This window comes from Cellvibrio sp. GW822-FHT04B05 (assembly GCF_058800985.1).
Map to the genome: position 1 here is coordinate 73,874 of NZ_JBXAMU010000004.1, position 20,752 is coordinate 94,625.

The 20,752-nt window shown below is 49.1% G+C and carries 18 protein-coding genes and 1 tRNA gene; 4 read left to right on the plus strand and 15 right to left on the minus strand.

The genetic code is table 11. From position 1 onward, the window contains the following. Nucleotides 1-57 precede the first annotated feature (57 nt). Entirely contained in the window at nucleotides 58-2,679 is a 2,622-nt protein-coding gene (locus AC1RJL_RS13545) for an efflux RND transporter permease subunit (RefSeq protein WP_492914883.1), read from the minus strand. 166 nt (nucleotides 2,680-2,845) lie between these two features. Then, complete coding sequence (locus AC1RJL_RS13550; RefSeq protein ID WP_492914885.1) at nucleotides 2,846-3,190, minus strand: Rdx family protein; 345 nt, start codon at nucleotides 3,188-3,190, stop codon at nucleotides 2,846-2,848. A gap of 140 nt (nucleotides 3,191-3,330) precedes the next feature. Here AC1RJL_RS13550 and AC1RJL_RS13555 point away from each other — a divergent pair, with 140 nt between their 5' ends. The 3 genes from AC1RJL_RS13555 (at nucleotide 3,331) to AC1RJL_RS13565 (ending at nucleotide 6,435) form a co-directional block, all read left to right on the plus strand. Continuing rightward, entirely contained in the window at nucleotides 3,331-4,161 is an 831-nt protein-coding gene (locus AC1RJL_RS13555; protein WP_492914887.1) for an FHA domain-containing protein, read from the plus strand. A gap of 89 nt (nucleotides 4,162-4,250) precedes the next feature. Next, on the plus strand, nucleotides 4,251-4,781 hold the full coding sequence (gene ppa / locus AC1RJL_RS13560) for an inorganic diphosphatase (RefSeq protein WP_492914891.1): 531 nt from the start codon (nucleotides 4,251-4,253) through the stop codon (nucleotides 4,779-4,781). Between the two features lie 319 nt (nucleotides 4,782-5,100). After that, a complete protein-coding gene (locus tag AC1RJL_RS13565) occupies nucleotides 5,101-6,435 on the plus strand; it encodes an MFS transporter (protein ID WP_492914893.1) in 1,335 nt (444 codons plus the stop codon). 56 nt (nucleotides 6,436-6,491) lie between these two features. Here AC1RJL_RS13565 and AC1RJL_RS13570 read toward each other — a convergent pair whose 3' ends face one another. The 5 genes from AC1RJL_RS13570 to AC1RJL_RS13590 form a co-directional block, all read right to left on the minus strand. Then, entirely contained in the window at nucleotides 6,492-6,908 is a 417-nt protein-coding gene (locus AC1RJL_RS13570; RefSeq protein ID WP_492914896.1) for a PilZ domain-containing protein, read from the minus strand. A gap of 122 nt (nucleotides 6,909-7,030) precedes the next feature. Next, complete coding sequence (locus tag AC1RJL_RS13575; RefSeq protein ID WP_492914898.1) at nucleotides 7,031-7,765, minus strand: DNA-formamidopyrimidine glycosylase family protein; 735 nt, start codon at nucleotides 7,763-7,765, stop codon at nucleotides 7,031-7,033. Between the two features lie 108 nt (nucleotides 7,766-7,873). Beyond that, nucleotides 7,874-8,362, minus strand: a complete 489-nt coding sequence (locus AC1RJL_RS13580; protein ID WP_492914899.1) for a YehS family protein — start codon at nucleotides 8,360-8,362, stop codon at nucleotides 7,874-7,876. A 55-nt stretch (nucleotides 8,363-8,417) separates the two neighbouring features. Beyond that, the gene (locus AC1RJL_RS13585) at nucleotides 8,418-9,611 is read right to left on the minus strand and encodes a DUF418 domain-containing protein (RefSeq protein WP_492914901.1); all 1,194 of its coding nucleotides are present in this window, start codon (nucleotides 9,609-9,611) and stop codon (nucleotides 8,418-8,420) included. A gap of 99 nt (nucleotides 9,612-9,710) precedes the next feature. Beyond that, nucleotides 9,711-9,786, minus strand: a tRNA-Phe gene (locus AC1RJL_RS13590). A gap of 440 nt (nucleotides 9,787-10,226) precedes the next feature. Between AC1RJL_RS13590 and add the strand changes: the two genes are divergently transcribed. Beyond that, entirely contained in the window at nucleotides 10,227-11,252 is a 1,026-nt protein-coding gene (gene add / locus AC1RJL_RS13595; RefSeq protein WP_492914903.1) for an adenosine deaminase, read from the plus strand. Nucleotides 11,253-11,335: 83 nt separating this feature from the next. On the opposite strand, the gene AC1RJL_RS13600 is transcribed toward add, so the two are convergent. From AC1RJL_RS13600 to AC1RJL_RS13635, 8 genes are all read right to left on the minus strand, one after another. Further along, nucleotides 11,336-11,917 carry a phosphoribosyltransferase gene (locus tag AC1RJL_RS13600; protein ID WP_492914905.1) on the minus strand — a complete coding sequence of 194 codons (582 nt, stop codon included), beginning with the start codon at nucleotides 11,915-11,917 and terminating at the stop codon, nucleotides 11,336-11,338. Between the two features lie 20 nt (nucleotides 11,918-11,937). Then, nucleotides 11,938-13,173: an allantoate amidohydrolase gene (locus AC1RJL_RS13605; protein WP_492914908.1), complete on the minus strand. Its 1,236-nt coding sequence runs from the start codon at nucleotides 13,171-13,173 to the stop codon at nucleotides 11,938-11,940. A gap of 235 nt (nucleotides 13,174-13,408) precedes the next feature. Then, a complete protein-coding gene (locus tag AC1RJL_RS13610; protein ID WP_492914910.1) occupies nucleotides 13,409-14,476 on the minus strand; it encodes an adenosine deaminase in 1,068 nt (355 codons plus the stop codon). A 79-nt stretch (nucleotides 14,477-14,555) separates the two neighbouring features. Further along, nucleotides 14,556-15,812: a pyridoxal-phosphate-dependent aminotransferase family protein gene (locus tag AC1RJL_RS13615; RefSeq protein WP_492914912.1), complete on the minus strand. Its 1,257-nt coding sequence runs from the start codon at nucleotides 15,810-15,812 to the stop codon at nucleotides 14,556-14,558. A 79-nt stretch (nucleotides 15,813-15,891) separates the two neighbouring features. After that, nucleotides 15,892-16,713 carry a sulfite exporter TauE/SafE family protein gene (locus AC1RJL_RS13620; protein WP_492914914.1) on the minus strand — a complete coding sequence of 274 codons (822 nt, stop codon included), beginning with the start codon at nucleotides 16,711-16,713 and terminating at the stop codon, nucleotides 15,892-15,894. After that, nucleotides 16,710-18,293 (minus strand): gamma-glutamyltransferase family protein, encoded by a 1,584-nt coding sequence (locus tag AC1RJL_RS13625; RefSeq protein ID WP_492914916.1) that lies wholly within the window; start codon nucleotides 18,291-18,293, stop codon nucleotides 16,710-16,712. Before AC1RJL_RS13625 ends, AC1RJL_RS13620 begins: the two co-directional genes overlap by 4 nt. Further along, complete coding sequence (locus AC1RJL_RS13630) at nucleotides 18,290-19,483, minus strand: amidase (protein WP_492914918.1); 1,194 nt, start codon at nucleotides 19,481-19,483, stop codon at nucleotides 18,290-18,292. Before AC1RJL_RS13630 ends, AC1RJL_RS13625 begins: the two co-directional genes overlap by 4 nt. A gap of 84 nt (nucleotides 19,484-19,567) precedes the next feature. Then, nucleotides 19,568-20,629, minus strand: coding sequence for a purine nucleoside permease (locus AC1RJL_RS13635; protein ID WP_492915706.1), 1,062 nt, complete (start codon nucleotides 20,627-20,629; stop codon nucleotides 19,568-19,570). Nucleotides 20,630-20,752 lie beyond the last annotated feature (123 nt).

A 20,752-nucleotide genomic window follows, 5' to 3' on the forward strand; every position in this document is an offset into this window, starting at 1 on the left:
TCGAAAAAAGGACGCCGAATGCGTCCTTTTTTATTGCGAGAAATTGCTGTGCTTTTATCAAACCGGTTTTGTTTCTGGCCCAAAAGGTTTAAGTAATAAAATCAATTTCGGCAGTAAAGTCAATGAACCCACCACCGCCATAAACATCGCGAAGGCGGTTAGCACACCAAAGTAAATTGTCGGAATAAATTGCGACAACACCAGGATCGAAAAGCCGACCACAATGGTTACCGAGGTGTAGTACATCGCACTGCCGATAGACACATGGGAACGATGCATTGCGGCGATGTAATTGTGATCCACTTTAAATTCATCGCGGTAGCGATAAATATATTGGATCGACTGGTCTACCCCGACCCCCACGACAATCGCTGCGATAGTCGTCGTCATCATATCCAGTGGAATTCCCACTACACCCATTGCGCCGAGCACCACACCCGCTGCCAGAATATTTGGCAGGATTGCGGTAAAAGCAATGCTGAGCGAGCGGAATAACAACAGCATCATCACCATAATGGAAGTAAATACCAAACCGATAGTGGCAATTTGCGAGTCAAATAAACTCTGCAACATATTGTTGTACAGAATCAACATGCCGGTGAAATGTACCTGCTCCGGTTGCAAACCTATCTCGTTAATAATATGTGCGCGAATACGCTCAACCAATTCCGCGCGCTTTAAATCCGGTGTAGTTTCAATCACGCGCAAGGTAATGCGGGTTTGCTGCTTTTCATCCACCAGATAAGGCTTGATAAGGAAGTTGGTGATGTCGGTAGACAACATGTTGCGCAGCACATTCAATTCAAAGTCATTCAATTTGTCTTTGTTGATGTCATGCGCCAATTGATAAACCGTTGCCAGCGATTGCACCTTACCTACTTCGGGTAATGACTCAAGATAATTGTGCACTTGCTTGACTTGATCAAGACCGGCAATACTAAACCAGTAACTTGGCTCTGCGTTAGCCGTAGCAGAGTCATCGGCAAAAGCATCATCATATTCCCCAAAAGGATCTTCTTCACCCGCAGCAGCCTCACTGTTATCAACAGCCGGAGCGGCGGCAAATGGATCATCCGGTAATACTTCACCATCTACTTCTATCGGCTCACTGCTTTCCGCCGCGCCCGAGGCCACAACGTTTACATCATTCTTTTCCGCATCCAGAATAATATCGAGTGTCACGGTACCGCCCAACTGGCGATCAATTACGCTCAAGCCCTTATGGATTTCACTATCACTTTTGAAGTAATCAACAAAGCGGTTTTCAACTTCCAGTTTGCTAACACCCCAAACGCTGAATCCAATCAACAAGAGTGCCACCACAATAATTTTACTGCCGTGATGTTCCGTAAAACGTGAAAATTGGCCGGCAATCGGCAATGAACTGGTTGCGCTGATTCTTGGTTGGCCTTTTGGCAACGCCATCAATCCGGCAGGTACAACAAGGAAAGTGAGGAAGAATCCAACTACCAATCCAATCGTCATCATCCAACCAAAATCAATTACCGGACGAATGCCGCTATCCACCAGCGACATAAATGCCACTATCGCGGTAAGTGCCGAATACAAACAGGGAACGACCATCGCCCGCACTGCCGCCATCACCAGTTCTGACTGCTCGAGCTCAGGTGATTGCGCCTGGATTTCACGATAGCGCGCGACGAGATAAATCGTAAATGCAAACACGAGGATCAATAACAAGGCCACAAAGTTGGACGAGATCACGGTCATCCGCCAATCAATCCAACTGAGCCAGCCGAGCATCAACACGACCGACATAAGGCAAGCGGACAGCGGCAAAATAACAAAGCGCCATTCGCGGAATAAAAAGGCGAGCATTGCAATGATGAATATAATCAACGCCCCACCGAACACCACCAAATCGCTTTTGATATAGGTGATCATATCAGTGGTGATCATGCTTACACCGCCGAGAAAAATTTCAGCCTTGTCTTCGTAGCGCGCCACAATGCCGCGCACAATTTCTACGCGCTCAGCATCCCTTACCGCAGCCTCGGTACGATACGCAAGGAAATCAGCAGCGACTTTTTCCAGCTCTTTGGTTTCTTCTGCGGTTAAGCCGGTGGTATCACGCTTTAAACGTAACGCATCGCGATGACGCGCCATTTCAATGTATTCATTATTGACTTTAAGATTGAGCAGGATCGCCGAGGTTTTGCTATCGGTGCTGAGCAACATTTTGCGATAAATCGGGCTGGTTAAAAACTCCTGCTTGGCCATCGCACGATCTACACCCGGTGTCAGCAAGGTGCGGGTCGAGGCTTTTTGCTCAGCCAGCGGGCGCATCGGGCTGTATAGCAGGGGAACATCAATCATGGAGAAAACGCTGGCCACACCATCGACTTTTTCCAACTCGTCGGTCAGCTGTTTAAGCAGGTCAATCGATTCGTCAGAAAACATATCGACCTTGGGCGTGTAGGTCAGCACCAGGAAATCGCCGTTTTGGTAGCGTTTGGAAATTTCACGGTAGTAATCGATAGAGGTGTCGTGCTCAAGGGTGAGCGAATCGGAGGACGCATCCAGCTTCATATTTTTCATGGCGAGCATCGCCAGGACAGTCAATAAGCCCAGAAAGGCGAGCATCAGGAAGGGACGGTTGATAACGACAGCGCGGTAGAATTTGTCAAGCAAACGATAGAACGGAGAAAGTAGCTGCATGAATAAATCCGGTTGGTGAATGTTCCCTGGGCAACAACCTTTATCAACCCAAGATTGCCGTCAATAACCCGGGACGGGAGGACAGGCGCCATTATGCCAGCCACCCCCACTTAAAACAGTAAAAAGGCCAATAACTAACCTGTTCAGAAACGATTTGTTACAAAAGTCAGTCCGCTTTGTTATGGCCATCGCTGTGGCCAAGCGAGCGTTCCGGGCAAAGTAGATCGCGCACGCGTTGCTTTAGTTCCTTGGCTTCAGGGAAACCGCCATCGCCAACCCTGTCCCAGATCAATTCCCCATTAAGCCAAACATGAAAAACTCCACCAGTACCCGGATGTAAGGCAACCTCATCCAATTCGCCATCAAATGTACTCAATAACTCCTGCGCCAACCAAGCCGAACGGAGCATCCAGCGGCACATGTTGCAGTAGTGGATTACCACCTTATTCTTTACCTGTGGAAGTTCCGGCATGGGTGTTGATTGAGACGATTGCCCGGTAATATCGGCCATATGATTGCCCTTTGGATTATGAGTTAATAGAATTCGATGATAAGGTCATTAAGATCACAGGATCGGCGCCAAAAATAGGCAAATTCAGGGTAGATAGTTGCATAAATAACGTTTTAGACGACAAAAATACGGAATCTGCCATGCTCAAACTTCATTTTAAGGACAATCGACGCCCGCCTGTGTGGGTAGTTGAGAAGCTCTTCTCGATAGGCAGGGCAGCCGACAACCATCTGGTTATTGATGAAGAAGGCATAGATCCACTGCACGCCAAGGTCGTCCAGGAAAACACTAAATATTTTCTCAAAGACCATAACAGCAGCAGCGGCTGTTTTATTAATGGCCAACGTGTCACTCAAAAAGAAATCCTGCCAGGCGATATTATCAAACTCGGCAACACTGAAATTATCGTTCTCGACCCCCGCAGCCTGCCCGATAAATCCAAAGACGCCTATGTCGCTCCCTGGCGCCTCGTCTCGGACAGCAGCTGGTTGGCGGGCAAGCATTTTATCTTATCACCTGAGCACAGCATGGTTATCGGGCGCGGCAACCAGTGCGATATTGTTATCCCCGGAACCCATTTGTCGCGCCGCCACACCGAAATCAGCATTGAAGGTAACCATCTCCGCATTAAGGATTTAGGTTCGGCCAATGGCACTTTTCTAAATGAATTGCGCGTTGATAACACCACCGCCAACAATGGCGACCGCCTGCGCCTGGACGTATACACGTTCCGCATCGTTGCCCCCGATATCGAAGACAACAAAACCCGCATCCGCAAACCTATCGACGAACTGAGCAAACCCGTTGAGCGCAAACTCCCCAGCAGTGAACCCAAACGCTGGAAAACGCGCCCTACATCACCGGGTAATCGTATCGAACCGAATTTGCACCAGAATCGCCGCAAAGCCTGGCTAGCGCTGATCCTGGCGACAGCGGCAGTCGCTGCTATCGCAGTCTTTTTGTTGTGGTAGAATCCGCCGCCTATCAGCTCTATTAATTAATAGTCAATAACTGTAATTCATAACCAATTACCTTCAACCATAGACCCCAGGAACACACCATGAGTTTTGAACTTGTCCCTGCCGGCAAAAGCCTGCCCGACGACTTTAACGTAGTTATCGAAATCCCGATGAATTCCGGTATCAAATACGAGATCGACAAAGACAGCAATTCGCTGTTTGTTGACCGTTTGGTTAGCACCGCCATGTACTACCCATGCAACTACGGTTACATCCCTAATACCCTGTGCGGTGATGGCGATGCAGCTGACGTATTGGTGGTATTCCCACAACCAGTACAAGCCGGTTCAGTTATTCGCTGCCGTCCACTGGGCGTATTGAAGATGACTGACGAAGCGGGCGAAGATGCAAAAATCGTTGCCGTTCCGCACGATAAGCTCACCACCATTTACAGCAATGTAAAAACCCTGAGCGATTTGCCGGAAATTACCCTGAAACAAATCGAACACTTCTTCGAACACTACAAAGACCTGGAAAAAGGCAAGTGGGTAAAAGTCGCTGGCTGGGGTGATTTGGAAGAAGCGCGTGCAGAAATCCTGAAAGCGGCTGAAACTTACAAGACTGGCAAGTAATTTAAAAAGCTGCATCGACGGCAAAAAAACAGTACTGAAAAAGTACAAGAAATAGTGCTGGCAAAGCACAAAAAAGTAAAACCGAAAAAGCAGTATCAACCGCTTGATCAGGTGAGAGAGATCACCGGAACCATTCCACGAATGGTTCCGGTTTCACAAGCGGTGCAGTGCAAGCAGTAAAAAAAAATAGAGGCCAGGATTACGCCGAACAGAATAAAACCAGTGGCAGTGAGTAACGCACCAAATGCCTGAAACAAAAACACAAGCAGGCCGCCGTTATCACAAAAAACAACAGCAAGAAAAAACACAGGTACTTACCATGAGTTCTGACTCTGCCCTGAATTCCGCTTCTGCTACGAGCGCTGCCCCTACGATAAAACATCCCCTGCTTTGGGTGCCATCCGGTTATTTTACGATGGCGCTCACCTATATGACCCTGACCAGTGTCAGCGCCATTATGTTTAAGAATCTTGGCCTGGATAATGGTACTGCTGCAGAGTACGCCAGCTACCTGATTCTCGCGTATACGATAAAGCCGTTATTTGCTCCCTTTGTGGAAATGTACAAAACCAAAAAATTCTTTGTGCTTTGCGCACAGCTAACAGTTGGGCTTGGGTTTCTCGGTGTTGCATTAGTAATGAGCCTACCCAATTACATGCTCCTCCTTATGGCAATATTTTTCTTGCTGTCTTTTATCGGCGCCACGCAAGACATTGCTTCCGATGGCGTATACGTAACCTCACTGAATAGCAAAGCCCAATCATTATATTGCGGTGTACAAAGCCTGAGCTGGAATATCGGTCCCATCGTCGCTATGGGCGGATTGGTATATCTGAGCGGAAAATTACACACCGAATTTTTTAACTATGACCCTAATGTGTTTGGCCCGGAGTGGATTGATGCATGGCGAGTGATTTTCTTCCTCGTCGCCGGAATTACCATCATCACGGCCTTTTGGCACATGCGCGTAATGCCGGACGGTGCACGCGCAGAAAATACACCAAACTCCGCGAAAGAAGCATTCTCAATTTTATGGGACTCGTTTGTTACGCTCTTTCAAAAGAAAGATATATGGCTAATGATTGCCTTCGCATTTCTATTTCGCTTAAGCATTGGCTTCCTCGAAAAAATCGGTCCGTTTTTTATGGTAGACCCTACCGCTCAAGGCGGCCTAGCATTAAGCAATGAACAGCTGGGAATCATTTACGGAACTTACGGCCTTTTAGCTGTTGTTCTGGGATCACTGCTGGGCGGAATATTTGTTGCACGGCGCGGCCTGAAAAAAACCTTATTTATATTATGCTGTGCCATCAATATCCCTAATGTCACCTTTTTGATCATGGCTATTTATTTGCCGACAGATCCTTTAGTTATCACCGCCGGTGTGGCCATCGAAAAATTCTTCTTCGGATTCGGTTCTGTGGGCTTCATGATCTACTTAATGCAACAACTTGCACCGGGCAAATACACCACGACGCATTACGCTTTTGGCACTGGTTTGATGGGATTGTGCATGATGTTTACCGGTGCAATCAGCGGTCATCTTCAAGAAATGATGGGTTATATTAATTATTTTATTTTTGTAATGGTTGCGACCATTCCTTCCTTTATTGTTTGCTGGTTAGCGCCGTTTCATCAAAAACACGATGAATAATCTTTTAGAAATACAAAAAACCGGCGCAAGCCGGTTTTTTTGTACATCCTGCACATTTAATGCTGCGCAACATTATCAAAATCTGCCGAGTAGCGTTCAATCCACTCTATCGCCGCCTCTTCACTGCTGAGTTGCCTGCCCTTTAACGCCAGCCGCTGGCGGTAATCTTCAATCTGGCACACCTGCTCTACCATGCGCGTGCGGAAATATTCATCATCGCTGGTAAAACGTACACCTACTTCGTATTTTTTTGCCGCCTGCTCGCGGCGCCATACGATGACTCCACGCCCGTGATAATCCGGCTTGGTAACCGGGATATCAAACTCGACAATGGTGCCAACTTTTACCGGCTGGTCGGTGATAAAACACAAACCACCGGCACTCAGGTTGCGTACCCGCACGCGGGAATCTTCGTCGCCATCAGCGCAGACCTGGATAGGAATAGAAGTGGGATGTCGAATATAAGTCCGCATAGATTAATCCATCAATTGCCCTGTTCCTGGTAAAGTATAATTCACCCAAATCCAGCCGCACGGAAGAGATAGCAATCAAAACAAGTTCTACTTAGAACTAAAACCATATAAGAAGCGCAACATTAACCATACTTTTTTTGGCAGCCTTCGCAAAAAAAACTTCGCCGATGGGTTTTACCGAGATAGGCTTTGGTATAAGGGATCTGACAGCGAGGACATTCACGTTTATTATGGGCAAGCCAATGCTCCCGTAATACGTATTCTTTTTTCCATTCGAGAAATTCAAAACTATACTGGCGCGCCTGTTTAACCAAGTCCCTGAGCTTTGCTGCAGGTAATGCACCTATAGTTGATAATGGATGAACGCGAATCCGAAACAAGACTTCATTTTTTATAATATTACCAACACCGGCAAAGATATCCTGATCAAGTAATGCATCACAGGCTAAGTTATTTGGCATTGCGCGCAGTTTTTTTAATGCAATGTCTGGTGCCCATACATCAGACATTACATCTGTACGCCAGTCATAACTTTCTTCCAAAGCACCTTCGATATACTTTACGGAACAAGAATAAAAATTAAGCTCATGATGATGGTCGAATTGCAAACTTAAGCGGGGTGCTGCGTCTTTACGCTCATTAATTCGGTAGCTGCCAAACATTAAAAAATGTATACGTATTGAAAAGCCTGAAAACTCAATTAAGAAGTGCTTACCCCAACTTCGTATTGATTTAATTTGTTGACCGACCAAGCGTGCAATATCGATTTTGCTATTGCCCTCAGCGCGTAAAATTCTCTTTCCGCTAAAGTTTTCAGTTAACTCTCTTAAGATAACAATTGAAGGACCTTCTGGCATCGCATCATTCCTTCACTTCATCACTCATGGCTAGTGGAAATGAAGGATAAATGCGGTCAGATAGCGGGTCTGTGTCCTAACGGACATTAGGCCAGTAGAAATGAATAACTAAGGTTCAACCGGTTCGTCATCGTGGGTTTTGCCACGTAGTTGCACCTGTAATCCTCTTAAAAAATTGCGCAGTACTTGCGTTTGACATTCACGATAATTGTTATGCCCCGGTTTGCGAAAGAAGGCACTTAACTCATGCTTGCCCAGGGGAAATTCGGCCAGCGTCATCACCTCAAGGATTTGCTCGTCTTTATAATCCAACGCGATTTTTAATTTGCGCAAGATGATGTTGTTATTTAACACCTTCTCCGCCGCCGGTTGCTCACCTTCGCGTTTGCCACGTTTTTTGTTAATCAGGCCATTGAGAAAATAGGCCAGCTCAACATCGCGCAGCGGTTTGAAATCAGGTTTGTCATCTGTCTTCAACCAATTACTCACCTGCTCGCGCGATGCAGTAAATCCTGCCGATGCAAACAGGGCCATCATTTGCGAATCACCGAAATCAAAAATAAAACGCAGACGGCGGAGAATATCGTTGTTGGTCATACTAATGCCCTGAAATTAAAATTACGTTCACTATTATCGCATCAAAACAGCGGCTTTAACGTCGCCATAATGGAGAATCTTGATACACCAGACTACGCCACAGCCACTCAAGCGGCCCATAATGAAAACGGCTCAGCCACCAACAGGCAAATATGCATTGGAACAACCAGATGCACCCAACCACTACCATTATTTGCGCGAGCGATAATTGACCGAACCAACCAAGGCCGTAACCATAAAAGAGCCAGGTGCTGATTAGTGACTGCATAATGTAAATACTTAGCGCCATGCGCCCGACCGTCGCCAAAATTCGCCGCATGAATAAACCGCTGCCTGCACGGCACCACTGCATAACCAACAGCAAATACGCGATACCCATCAACGTACTGCCCCAAAAATGGAACTCGTAGCCGTAGGTATAAATATAATCTGCAGCAAAATCACGCTGGATGCTTTTTCCCAATCCAAACGCCACCAGCGATAATCCCGGCACCAAAGTGATGGCAATCAGTTTGCGATAATCCTCCGCACTCACACGCAAGGTTAAAAATCCGCGCCGCGCCAGCACAATCCCCACCAACATCACCGCCAGCGATGGCCAGCCGGACACAATTACGCCCAACTGCATATCAATTGCAGCGCGAATACGGGCCGGGGCGATGGCCCACCAACCCTGTTGGTAATGGATAATCTCCCTGGCAATATCGTCAGCAGATTGATCAGCCATCCACTCGCTTATTGCCTCGGGGAAAACAGCCGCGATTAACAACACCGGCAGGCCGCCAATCACTAAAAGCGCAGCACTTATTTTCAATAACAAGCCATCACCCCAAAGGCGCCAATGCCACGCAATCAAAGCACAGATCGCGTAGGTAAACAGCACATCCCCATCCCACAATAAATAGCCGTGCAACAAACCAAACACCATCAACCACATACTGCGGCGCCATTGCAGCCTATTCGCAAACTCCGGATCGCCATTACCTTTATGGGTCCCGAAAAACCACAAGCTGGCGCCAAACACCAGCGTAAGCATGGTGATAAATTTGGTATCGGCAAAGATATGAAGCAAATACCAGATCACTTCATCCAGACTGCTGGCCGCTGTCATCATCATAGGATTAGCGCGCACTACTTCCGGCAGCGCAAATGAAAACATATTGATAAGCAGCACGCCCAGAACGGCGATGCCGCGCGCAGTATCAAGCGCCGGGATGCGCTGTAAATTGGGAGTTTGATTACCATCCATCCTAAAGACTCTTCCTGATGCTTTGCGTCAGACAATGGTGCATAACAAATGCGTGGGCAATAAAAAACCCGAAGTTCTGGCGAACTTCGGGTTTTAATATGGTGCCCAGACCCGGAATCGAACCAGGGACACGAGGATTTTCAATCCACTGCTCTACCGACTGAGCTATCTGGGCGTGTCGCTTGCGTCAAGTGCAATCCGGAGGCTGCACTGCAAGAGGCGCGTATTAAACCCGCTTGGGCTTTTTGAGTCAATACCGGAAAGCAAAAAAAGTCCTTTTTTATCAATGGTTAATTTGTGCGCAAGGTGCTTATCCGTGGGCGTAAACCAAGCTCCGTTTAAATAAAGAACGACACGATTAATCCCGGGTAACCAGCCTTTATATTTTCGTATTTGAACAGCTCTATCATCAGCAACGCCTCAGTAAAAAATGACCGCTATTTGCGCAATACCGGGTTCGTACGAAACAACCTGGTGCATTGATAAAGGCCAAATCGGTCACGAATTTAATTTCCTGTCTCATCAGTCAGCTAACTTAATGAATTTGATTGATCAGGAACGGGATTTGCAATAAGCCCACAGACGATTGCATTAACCATTTCTGTGGAGCCACTTATGCAAGCCTTTATCGAAAATATGCCCAAGGCAGAATTACACGTGCATTTGGAAGGAACACTGGAGCCGGAGTTGAGCTTCGCACTCGCGCGCAAAAATAATATTGAATTAGGTTACGAGACACCGGAAGAATTAATCGCCGCTTACGATTTTTATGACCTGCCTTCATTCCTGAACATTTATTATGATGCGATGAAAGTGTTGCGCGATGAAGCGGATTTTTACCATCTCACCTGGAATTATCTGAGCAAGGCGTACAGCCAAAATACCATTTACGCCGAATTATTTTTTGACCCGCAAGCACATACCAGTCGCGGCGTGGAATTTGGCGCAATCTTGCACGGCATTCGCGCTGCACAGCAAGATGCCGAAGCAAAACTCGGCATCAAAAGCCAACTCATTATGTGTTTCTTACGCGATATGAGCGCGGAATCTGCCATGGAACATTTGTTGATGGCCGAACCTTATCGCGCTTGGTTAGTGGGCGTTGGTTTAGACTCGGATGAAAAAAATAATCCGCCCGTTAAATTTGCTGAAGTATTTAAGAAAGCGCGGAAAATGGGTTTAAAACTCACCATGCACTGCGATGTAAACCAACAAAATACTTTATTGCATATCGGCCAATGCCTGGACGATATCGTAGTAGACCGCATTGACCACGGTGTCAACTCGCTGGAAAGCGATGCGCTCTGCGAAGCCATCAAAGCCAAAGGTTTGGGTTTGACCGTGTGTCCGGTATCCAACCGATTTGTGGTTCAGTCGCTGACATCCAAAGAAATTCGTACCATGCTCGAAAAAAGCATGCTCGCCACTATTAATTCTGACGACCCAGCCTACTTCCGTGCGTACCTCAATGAAAATCTGCTTGAACTGCAACGCGAAGGCAATTTCACTCCCGAAGAAATTTCCACACTGGTAGGCAATGCGTTTCGTGCCTCATGGCTACCCGATGCGGAAAAAATGGCCTATTTAACCAAGCTTGGTGCTTATATACAGGACCATTCATTAAGCCAGGCAAACCATTAATAACTAACCAATCCTGAAAAGCTATTATCGGAGGTAACGTATGTTGAATTTAGTGGGCAGTGCTTTCTCGGGTATCCGGACGTTTATTCTGTAAATTTGCTACTGTCGCTTGCACGCGCAATGGTATCGGCAATTTCGCTACCTTTGCCTTGCAAAATTTCTTGTGGTGTCAATCCGCATAACTCGTGTGGGAACACTAACCAACGGTCAGTTGCATGCACATAAAAGTCCGGCTTTAAATCGGTAACGTTGCGCGAGGGTTTATACCAGGGGCAGGCAACCTTAATGACATTCGGAGTATTGCGACGGGATTTACGTTTTATTTCATCAATGATGGCTTGAATCGAGCGACCCGAATCGAATACATCATCGACAATCAATAATTCCTGATCCGCATCTACATTTTTAATTATGTAATCCAAACCATGCACACGGATATCTTTACTTTGCTTATCGATGCCATAGTAAGAGGAGGTGCGGATCGCAATATGGTCAGTGGAGATGCCCATATATTCCAAATATTCCTGCACTGCAATTCCAACCGGGGAACCACCGCGCCATACGCCGACGATAAAATGCGGACGAAAGCCGCGCTGATAGATTTGTTCACCCAGCTTGAATGAATCGAGCAAGAGTTCATTCGCGGTAATAAAATGTTTATCCATAGCGACCATCCAATATTATTTTATTGAGCAAGTTTTTGTAGTGTATTACCAAGGGCATCAATAGCCAAAGCAACATCTTCCACCGTGACCGACTCATCGGGATGGTGGCTCACGCCACCTTTGCAGCGCACAAAATACATAGCGACATCGCAAATATCTGCCATCGCCATCGCATCATGACCGGCACCGCTCATTAATTTATAAGGCTTTAAATTCATATCGCACAATACTGATGCCTGTAATGCTTGTATCCAATCAGCACACACCACCGCTGAGGCATTATGAATTTCGTTCCATGTTGCACTGAGGTTTCGGCTAGTACAGATGAGGTCTAATTCATGCTGGATTTTTTCGAATACCTGATCGCGCAATTGGTCATTGCCTGAGCGGATATCAATGGTAAATTTGGCATGGCCGGGAATCACATTCACTGCGCCGGGGCCGCATTCGATTTGGCCAACGGTGGCAACAACATTAAATTCTTTAGCAATATTTTCTACTAACGCAATACCGAGTGCAGCACCGACCAACGCATCTTTGCGCATTGCCATCGGCACTGTGCCAGCATGACCGGCGCAGCCTTGAATGGCGATGGCAAAACGGCGTGCACCGGCGATGGCGGTGACAATACCGAGTGCGAGATTTTCATCTTCCAATACCGGGCCTTGCTCAATATGTACTTCAAGGTAGGCGAGAATATCGTCGAGTTCTCGTGCGGCATTGTGAATATTTTCCGGTGTCAAACCAAAATCGATAAAGGCTTGTTTCAAACTAATTCCAGCGCGATCTTTTAATGTCCACCAATCAGGGTTCCAGGTACCGGCAACTGCGCGGCTACCTAAAAGAGTGCTGCCAAAACGTGAGCCTTCTTCATCGCCAAAACCAATAATCTCTATCGCATAAGGCAGTGCAATATTGCTTTGATAAAGTTGTTCTACTGCGGCAATCGCAATTAATACGCCGAGGATACCGTCGTAAGCTCCGGCGTTTGGGATCGAGTCCAAATGCGAGGCAAGTATTAATGTTTTTGCACAGGCGTCTTGTGCGTCGTAATGACCGCAGAGATTGGCTGCTGCGTCTACCCAGGTTTCCATGCCGGCTTCTTGCATCCATTGCGCAACCAATTCGTTGCAGCGTTTGTGTTCGGGAGTTAAATAAAAGCGGCTGATGTTTTCAGGGTTCGAGCTGATGGCGGCGAGTTGTTCGCACCAGTGCATGACTTTTTTTGCTAGTGCTTCGGAGCTGGTTTCGTTCAAGGTTTTTTCTCGACGTAGATTGGGGCGTTGCGGGTGGTGCAACTCTCTCTGAGACTCGCCGTGAATACGCTATGGAGCCGGTCCGCAATAAATTGCGGTCGTTTCGTGCACGCAAAGCATGCTTTGCTTAATGTGCACTACACCCATGTAGGCTCGAATACGGCATCCATACCGTATACGGTCTTCCGAGTACCTTACTCCACCCTTGTTTCATATTGGGCTGTACGACGTTCAGTTAATGAAATTTTCTTGCGTAATTTTTTAGCTGATCAATAAATTCTTGCTTTTCAGCTTCGGTGATAAAACTCGAAGTAAAACTATTATGCGCGAGCAACAACGCCTGTTTGCGGGTCAGCGGAAAAGCGTCCGCAAGGGCAAAATAATTATCGTTGAGATAACCACCAAAATAAGTGGGATCATCAGAATTGATCATTACGCGCAAACCGGCATCCATTAAGGTAAATAAATTGTGGTCAGCCATTTTATCAAACACGCATAAACGCACATTGGAAAGTGGGCACACAGTGAGGGGGATTTGCTTTTCGCGCAGATATTCCATGAGCTGTGGATCTTCATCCGAGCGCACACCGTGGTCGATGCGTTCCACTTTTAATAAATCAATCGCTTCCCAAATATAACTGGGCGGACCTTCCTCTCCAGCGTGGGCAACAACGCGATAACCTTCGGCGCGGGCGCGGGCAAAAACTTCAGTGAATTTTCCAGGTGGATTACCGACTTCGGAGCTATCCAAACCGACGGCGATAATTTTATCTTTCCAAGGCAGGGATTCTTCCAGGGTTTTCATCGCACTGTCAGCACTCAGGTGACGCAAAAAATCCATCACTAATTTTGAGCTGATGCCCCACTCTCTTTTTGCATCATCCATTGCACGCAAAATTCCGCCAATCACTGTAGTAAATGGAATACCGCGCTCGGTATGGCTTTGCGGATCAAACGATAATTCGGTGTGCAGGATATTATCTTCCTTACATTTTACAAAATAATCGCGGGTTAAATCATAAAAATCCTGTTCATACTTGAGTACCGATGCACCTTGGTAAAGCAAATCCAGAAAGCTTTGCAGATTGGTAAATTCGTAAGCTGCCTCGATTTCTTCCACACTGCTGTATGGCAAGCTCACTTGGTTGCGCTGCCCGAGTGCAAACATCATCGCGGGTGAGATGGCGCCGTCGAGATGCATGTGCAATTCTGCTTTTGGCAGGCCAGCCAAAAATTCGCGCGAGGCAAGTTCTTCAAGCTTTGGTAGCCCGGAAAAATCCGGGGTGATGACGGATGGGATCATTTTTATTCTCCTTCACAGAGCAAGAGACGCAATCAAAATATATTTTCTTCATACCTGCGAACGCGGGCATCTACAATAATTAATAACCTTCTTGCGCATAAATATTCATCGCAGTATCCACACCGGCATTGGCGGTTTGTGAATGACCGGCGCGACGCAGTACCGCTTCAAACGCAATCAGTGTTTGCAGCACGGCATCTTTACGTGCGTTGTAACCCATGGTGCCGATGCGCCAGATTTTTCCGTGCAGCGGGCCAAAGGAGGTTCCGATTTCAATTCCGAAATCATTGAGCATGCTGCCGCGCACGGTATCACCTACTACACCTTCGGGAATATAAACGCCGACGACGTTGTGCATTTTTTGCGATTGGTCGCCGAATAATTTTAAATTCATCGCCGCCAGACCTTGTGCCATGGCTTTGCCGTGAATACGATGACGCTCGATGACATTCTCCACACCTTCTTCCAACAAAATGCGTGCACATTCGCGTGCGCCGTACAACATGGTGGTGGCTTCGGTATGATGGTTGAGGCGCTCTTCGCCCCAGTAATCCATGATCATGCCCAAATCAAAATAATTGGAGGCAATACGACGGCCGCTACCTTCTACATGATTGGCGGTGCGAATTCCTGCTTCGATATGGCGGCGTTTGCGAATCGCGGCAACCGCTTTTTCACTCAAGCTGACCGGCGCGCTGCCTGAAGGGCCACACAGACATTTTTGCAGGCCGACCGACACGGCATCCAATTGCCATGCATCGGTTTCAAATGGATTGCCGCCAATGGATGCAGTGGCATCGGAATAAAATAACACACCGTGACGCACACAAATTTCACCGAGATGTTCAAGTGGTTGCAGCATGGTAGTGGAGGTATCGCCCTGCACTATCGCCAATACTTTGGGGTGGATTTTCTTAATCGCAGTTTCGATTTCATCGGGCGTAAACACTTCGCCCCACTCTTTGTGAATTTGATGTACCTCAGCACCACAGCGCTCGGCGATCTCGCACAGCAAATGGCCGAAGCGACCAAACACCGGTACTAGAATTTTATCGCCCGGTTCCAGCAGTGAAATCAATACGGCTTCAATGCCCGCGCGCGAAGTCCCGTCGATTAGCAGCGTCCATTGGTTGTCGGTTTTGAAAACGCCGCGATACAAGGCCATGGTTTCGTTCATGCATTGCGTCATCACCGGATCATATTGACCGACGAGTTGCGCCGACATAGCGCGCAGTACACGCGGATCAGCGGTGATTGGCCCCGGCCCCATCAGCAAGCGCGGCGGTGGCGAGAAGGGGCGCAGTAGCGCGGGACTAACGCTGTACTGATCTGACATTAACGGCTCCTGACAACGCCTAACGGCTTCTAACGACTACACACAAAACACAAACACATCGTGTAAAAAAATTTCAACTTCACGTTAATACTTGCATCAACATACGCGCGCCGCTAAGGCACAGAAAAATCGCAAACACGCGTTTTAACATCACTGAATCCAGTTTAGATCCAATCCAGGCACCTACGGGCGCAAGCAGCACGGTAAGCGGAACAATTAACGCAAAACCCGGCAAGCTCACCATGCCGATCATGCCTTCCGGTGCATCGACGGGTGTTTTCGCCAGCAGCATTGCGGTCGCACCGGGAACGGAAATTAATAAACCGAAAAATGATGCCGTGCCTACCGCGCGATGCGCCGGATAATTACAGGCATTTAATAGCGGCACACCGATAGTACCTCCACCTACCCCCATCATCACCGAGAAAAAACCAATACCTCCCGCCATTGCGCCCTGCCCCGCCATACCCGGCAATTGTTGGGCGATGGGTGCGGCTTTTGCGCGGAACAACATATTGGCGGCAACCAATAATGCGACCACACCGAAAATTGCGCTGGTGACGTCGCCTTTCGCATGCAATGCAAATGCACTGCCGGCAATAACGCCGACCACCATAAACGGCCACCAGCGTTTGATGAGCGCCCAATCCACATTGCCGCGTTTGTGATGCGCGCGCATTGACGAAAGACTGGTCGGTACAATCACCAATAGTGAGGTGCCGGTGGCAACCATCATCGCCGTCGCAGGGCTAACACCAAAGGTCTGCAGGACAAAATAAAGCACTGGCACAATCACTATGCCGCCGCCAACACCGAGCAAACCGGCGAGGATTCCGGCAAATGCGCCGGTGATTACCATCGCAAGCATGGTCGGCGCCCACTGGGTCAGGAATTCATTCATTGCACCTGCTCCACTGCGGCGACCAAACCTGCACCGTCGCTGCGCGGATCGCTGGCAGCAATGGCGTTGCCATCGCTGTGGCTGACGACTGCTCCGGCGTGTCCCATCATCTCGCTGTGTGACGCAACCGTTTTGATGCTATGTCCGCGCGCGCGCAGGCTTTCACCCAGCTTATCGACCAAATCCTGCTCCATTTTCAAATCGTGATTGTTATCGCCCCACGTGCGGCCAAGCAGCCAGCGCCCGCGACTGATCGCTTCACCTAATGGCAAGCCGTCGTACAAATAGCGGGTCAGCAACGCGGCCTGGGTTTGCGGTTGGCCCTCGCCACCCATGGTGCCGTAACTGATGCGGCGACCATCGTTTAACACGCTCAGCGCGGGATTGAGGGTGTGGAAAGGTTTGTATCCCGGCGCCAGGGCATTGCGATGGTGTGGATCGAGACTGAAACCCACGCCGCGGTTATTCCACACGAGGCCGGTGCCGGGAACAACGACACCCGAACCGAATTCCCAATAAATACTTTGGATAAAACTGACCATAGTGCCCTGGCTATCCACGCAGCCCATCCACACGGTATCGCCCGGTTCGGCAACTTGCGGCCAAGGTAATGCCTGACTGGTAATAACGGCGGCGAGCTGGTCGATATATACGTCGCTCAGCAAATCAGGCCAACGTTCGCTCAACCGGCGCGGATCAGCGACTTCGCGATCGCGTACCAGGAAGGCGAGCTTGGTGGCTTCGATCAAGCCATGCACGCGCTCAGCTTCGCTCCAAGTGGTTTGGTACAAGCGGTCGTAAATCGCCAGGATCAATAGGGATGCCACACCTTGCGTAGGCGCTGACAGGTTATAACACCGGCCAAAACGCGTACGCACCGACAAGGGCTTTACCACTTGGGCATGATAGCGTTGTAAATCGGTAAGACGCAGTGGGCTGCCTTGCTGCTCTAATTCAGACGCGATATGTTCCGCCAATTCACCGCGATAAGCCGACTCCAACCCGTGGTTGACCAGCCAGGTCAAGGTTGTCGCCAAATCGCTATTGGTCAGGATTTCGCCCTCTTTTAACGGGCGGCCTTCGGGCATAAATACCCGTCGATATTCCGCTTGCCCCACCAACTCCTGCTCCACTTTGCAACTGGCGGCAGCGAGGCTGTTGGTAACGGTGATGCCGCCACGCGCCAGGGCAATTGCCGGGGCAAGCAGACGGCTGAGTGGCGTTGTACTGGCTGTGATACTGCGCGCACTCTGCCAACCGGCAAGCGTGCCGCCCATGGTTACAGTGGCGAGGGGCCCGCGACCGGGAATCTGCGCAAAACCTTGCGCCTTGTACCAATCGATACTCGCCAAATCCGCCGCGCAACCGCAGGCATCTATCGCCAATGGCTCGGCACCGGGTTTATGGATCAACCAGAAGCCGTCGCCCGCAAGGCTATTCATATGCGGATAAAACACGGTGATAGCGGCAGCGGCGGCAATCATCGCATCTACCGCACTGCGACCTTCGCGCAATACGTCCAGGCCGATTTCAGCGGCTTGCGCATGGGGCGCGCTAAAGGCAATCGCGTGCGACTTCATGAAGTGCCTCCACACACATTATCTGCGCATAAATCAATTGCCAATTGCAGCAGTGCTTTGTCGCTAGCGCGTTTGCCGAGCAGGGATACGCCGCAAGGCGCGCCCTCGTCGATCAACACCGGCAAATGGATTTGCGGCAATCCGGCGAGGCTAGCGGGCGCGGTCAGGCCCATCAATTGGCTGCGATAGGTTTCCATCCAATGGGGCGCGGCGCCGAGTAGCGGTGCGGCACCGGGTGTGGTCGGCAGCAGGATTAAATCAACATCGGCAAACCAGTTCCCAATATCCGCCTGCAAGCGTTCGCGCTCGGCTTCAGCGACGGCTTGATCGACCTCGGTCAAGGCGGCGCACCATTGGAAACGGGCGTGGATATCCGGCGCAAACCTGGGCTTGTGGCTGTTGATCCACTCGCCATGGGTTTGCCATATCGACCGCCCTTGCAAGGTGCGGAAGCACTGGCTGGCGCGATTCAGCCAATCGCTACTAAGTAATACCGGTTTAAATCCGTGTAATAGCGGTTGCTGTTTCAGCCAGGCTTGGTGCGCGGGCGTCCAAAGGGCGCCGTTTTGCAATGGCAACAAGAGCGCGATACGCAGTGATTTATGTTCGAACTGGCGCGGGAGGTGATCAGGCAATAATACTTCACCCACCTGCGCGAGGGTTTTGGCATCGCGCGTGAGCCAGCCGACGGTATCGAACAGCGGCGCGAGCGGCACCATCTGCTCGCTGCTGATCAAGCCGTGACTGGTGCGGATCCCGAACAGGCCGTTGTAGCTGGCAGGCACACGGATCGAGCCGCCGGTATCGGTGCCCAAACCGATATCAATATCACCTGCGGCGACGGCGACGGCGGAGCCGCTCGATGATCCGCCGGGCAAACGCTCCGCATCACGTGGATTGATCGGCGCGCCGTAGTGGATGTTTAAACCGTTGAGGCTGTAGGCAAGCTCGTCGGTCTGGGTTTTACCAATCAGTGCAGCACCGGCGCTAAGTAATTGCGCCACTACCGGTGATGTTTTTTCAGGTATCGGGTGACTGGCCAGCCAGTCAGGATTTCCTGCGGCGGTAGGTAAACCGGCGATGTGGAATAAATCTTTAACTCCCAGTCGCAATCCGGCGAGACTGCCAGAGCCTGCGTGCGAGTTGGAATAGTGACCGCGCCATGCGAAGACGCGCTGATCGAGCGACATGTAAAAAAACCTTTGAAAAACGAAAAAGCCGGAGTTAACCGTACAGGGGTGCGGGCATTCTCTCTGAGAAGCCGCACACAGAATCTATTTCAAATCCGCCGGAGTAGGAACCTTATCTTTGTAGACGTCCCAGTTGCCGAGGATTTTATCCATCACCGCCGTACCGACAATGTACGCCGATTCCAACGAAGCATCTAATCCAGCATAGCCTTCATTTTCAGCAAGGAGATTTTCTACCGCAGTAACACCCGGTGGTGGCATGGTGTAATTGCTGCCGGTGCGCAAAACCATCACGCGGTTTTTATCCACCTTGCCGATATTGTGCAAATAACTCAGCGACAAATAAGTACCGGTATCTTCCATTGCCGATGTCACAAATTCACCTTTGCCTTCGGTCCAATAATCGGTCCACTTGTTCGCCCAGGTATTCATAATTTCGCCGTGCCAGAAAGTCATAGCGGCAAGTTGGTCGCCTTTCAATACAAACGGTTTTCGCTGCGCATTGGGATGATTCACGTAAAGCTTGCGCGTCGCTTCAAGGCTTTCGATATCCGGCAATTCAATATCTTTAGTCAATTGAAATGCCCACTCCGTCAACTCGGGATTCACACGCAACATTTCACCGGTTGGAGCCGGTTTTTTCGGATCGTAAGGTTTTGATGTGTAGCGGGCAAAATAGCCGGTCTCCCAATCTTTGGGGATTTCGCGCGCATCAATCTCATGCGCCAAATCGCCATCCACCAGATATTCAGCCCAGGCAGCAGAACCGATTGATGCATCTTCCGGATCTATACCCGCAATGCCCGCAACCAGCCAATAAGCATCAGTGAAATCAAAACGCGGGTCCATACCCAATGCCATAGTAGCCGCAGTGGAATGCGCAGTGCCAATACCGGTGACAATCCCCATCACACCGGTTTCCATGTTCATATAAATATCGTGATAGGAATTGGGAAACTCAAATTTGGTATCGAGCTTCTGGCGCTCTTTCCACAACTGGAATTCGCCGGCTTTATCACCCATGTCTTCACCAATTTCAAACATAGTGACAACTACAAATTTCACTTTAATCGGCGCAGGTGATTGCACCTTGGCTTCAGGTTTGGTTGCAACAGTTTCCGTTACAGGTTTTTCACAAGCTGTCATTAAACCTGCCGACATTAACGATAGCAGTGCAACAGACAGTAAACCCGGTTTACATTTTTGCATTGGGGAAAAATCCTCTGATTTATTCAATTAACAATTGATTCGCAACGGCCAAGTAAAAAA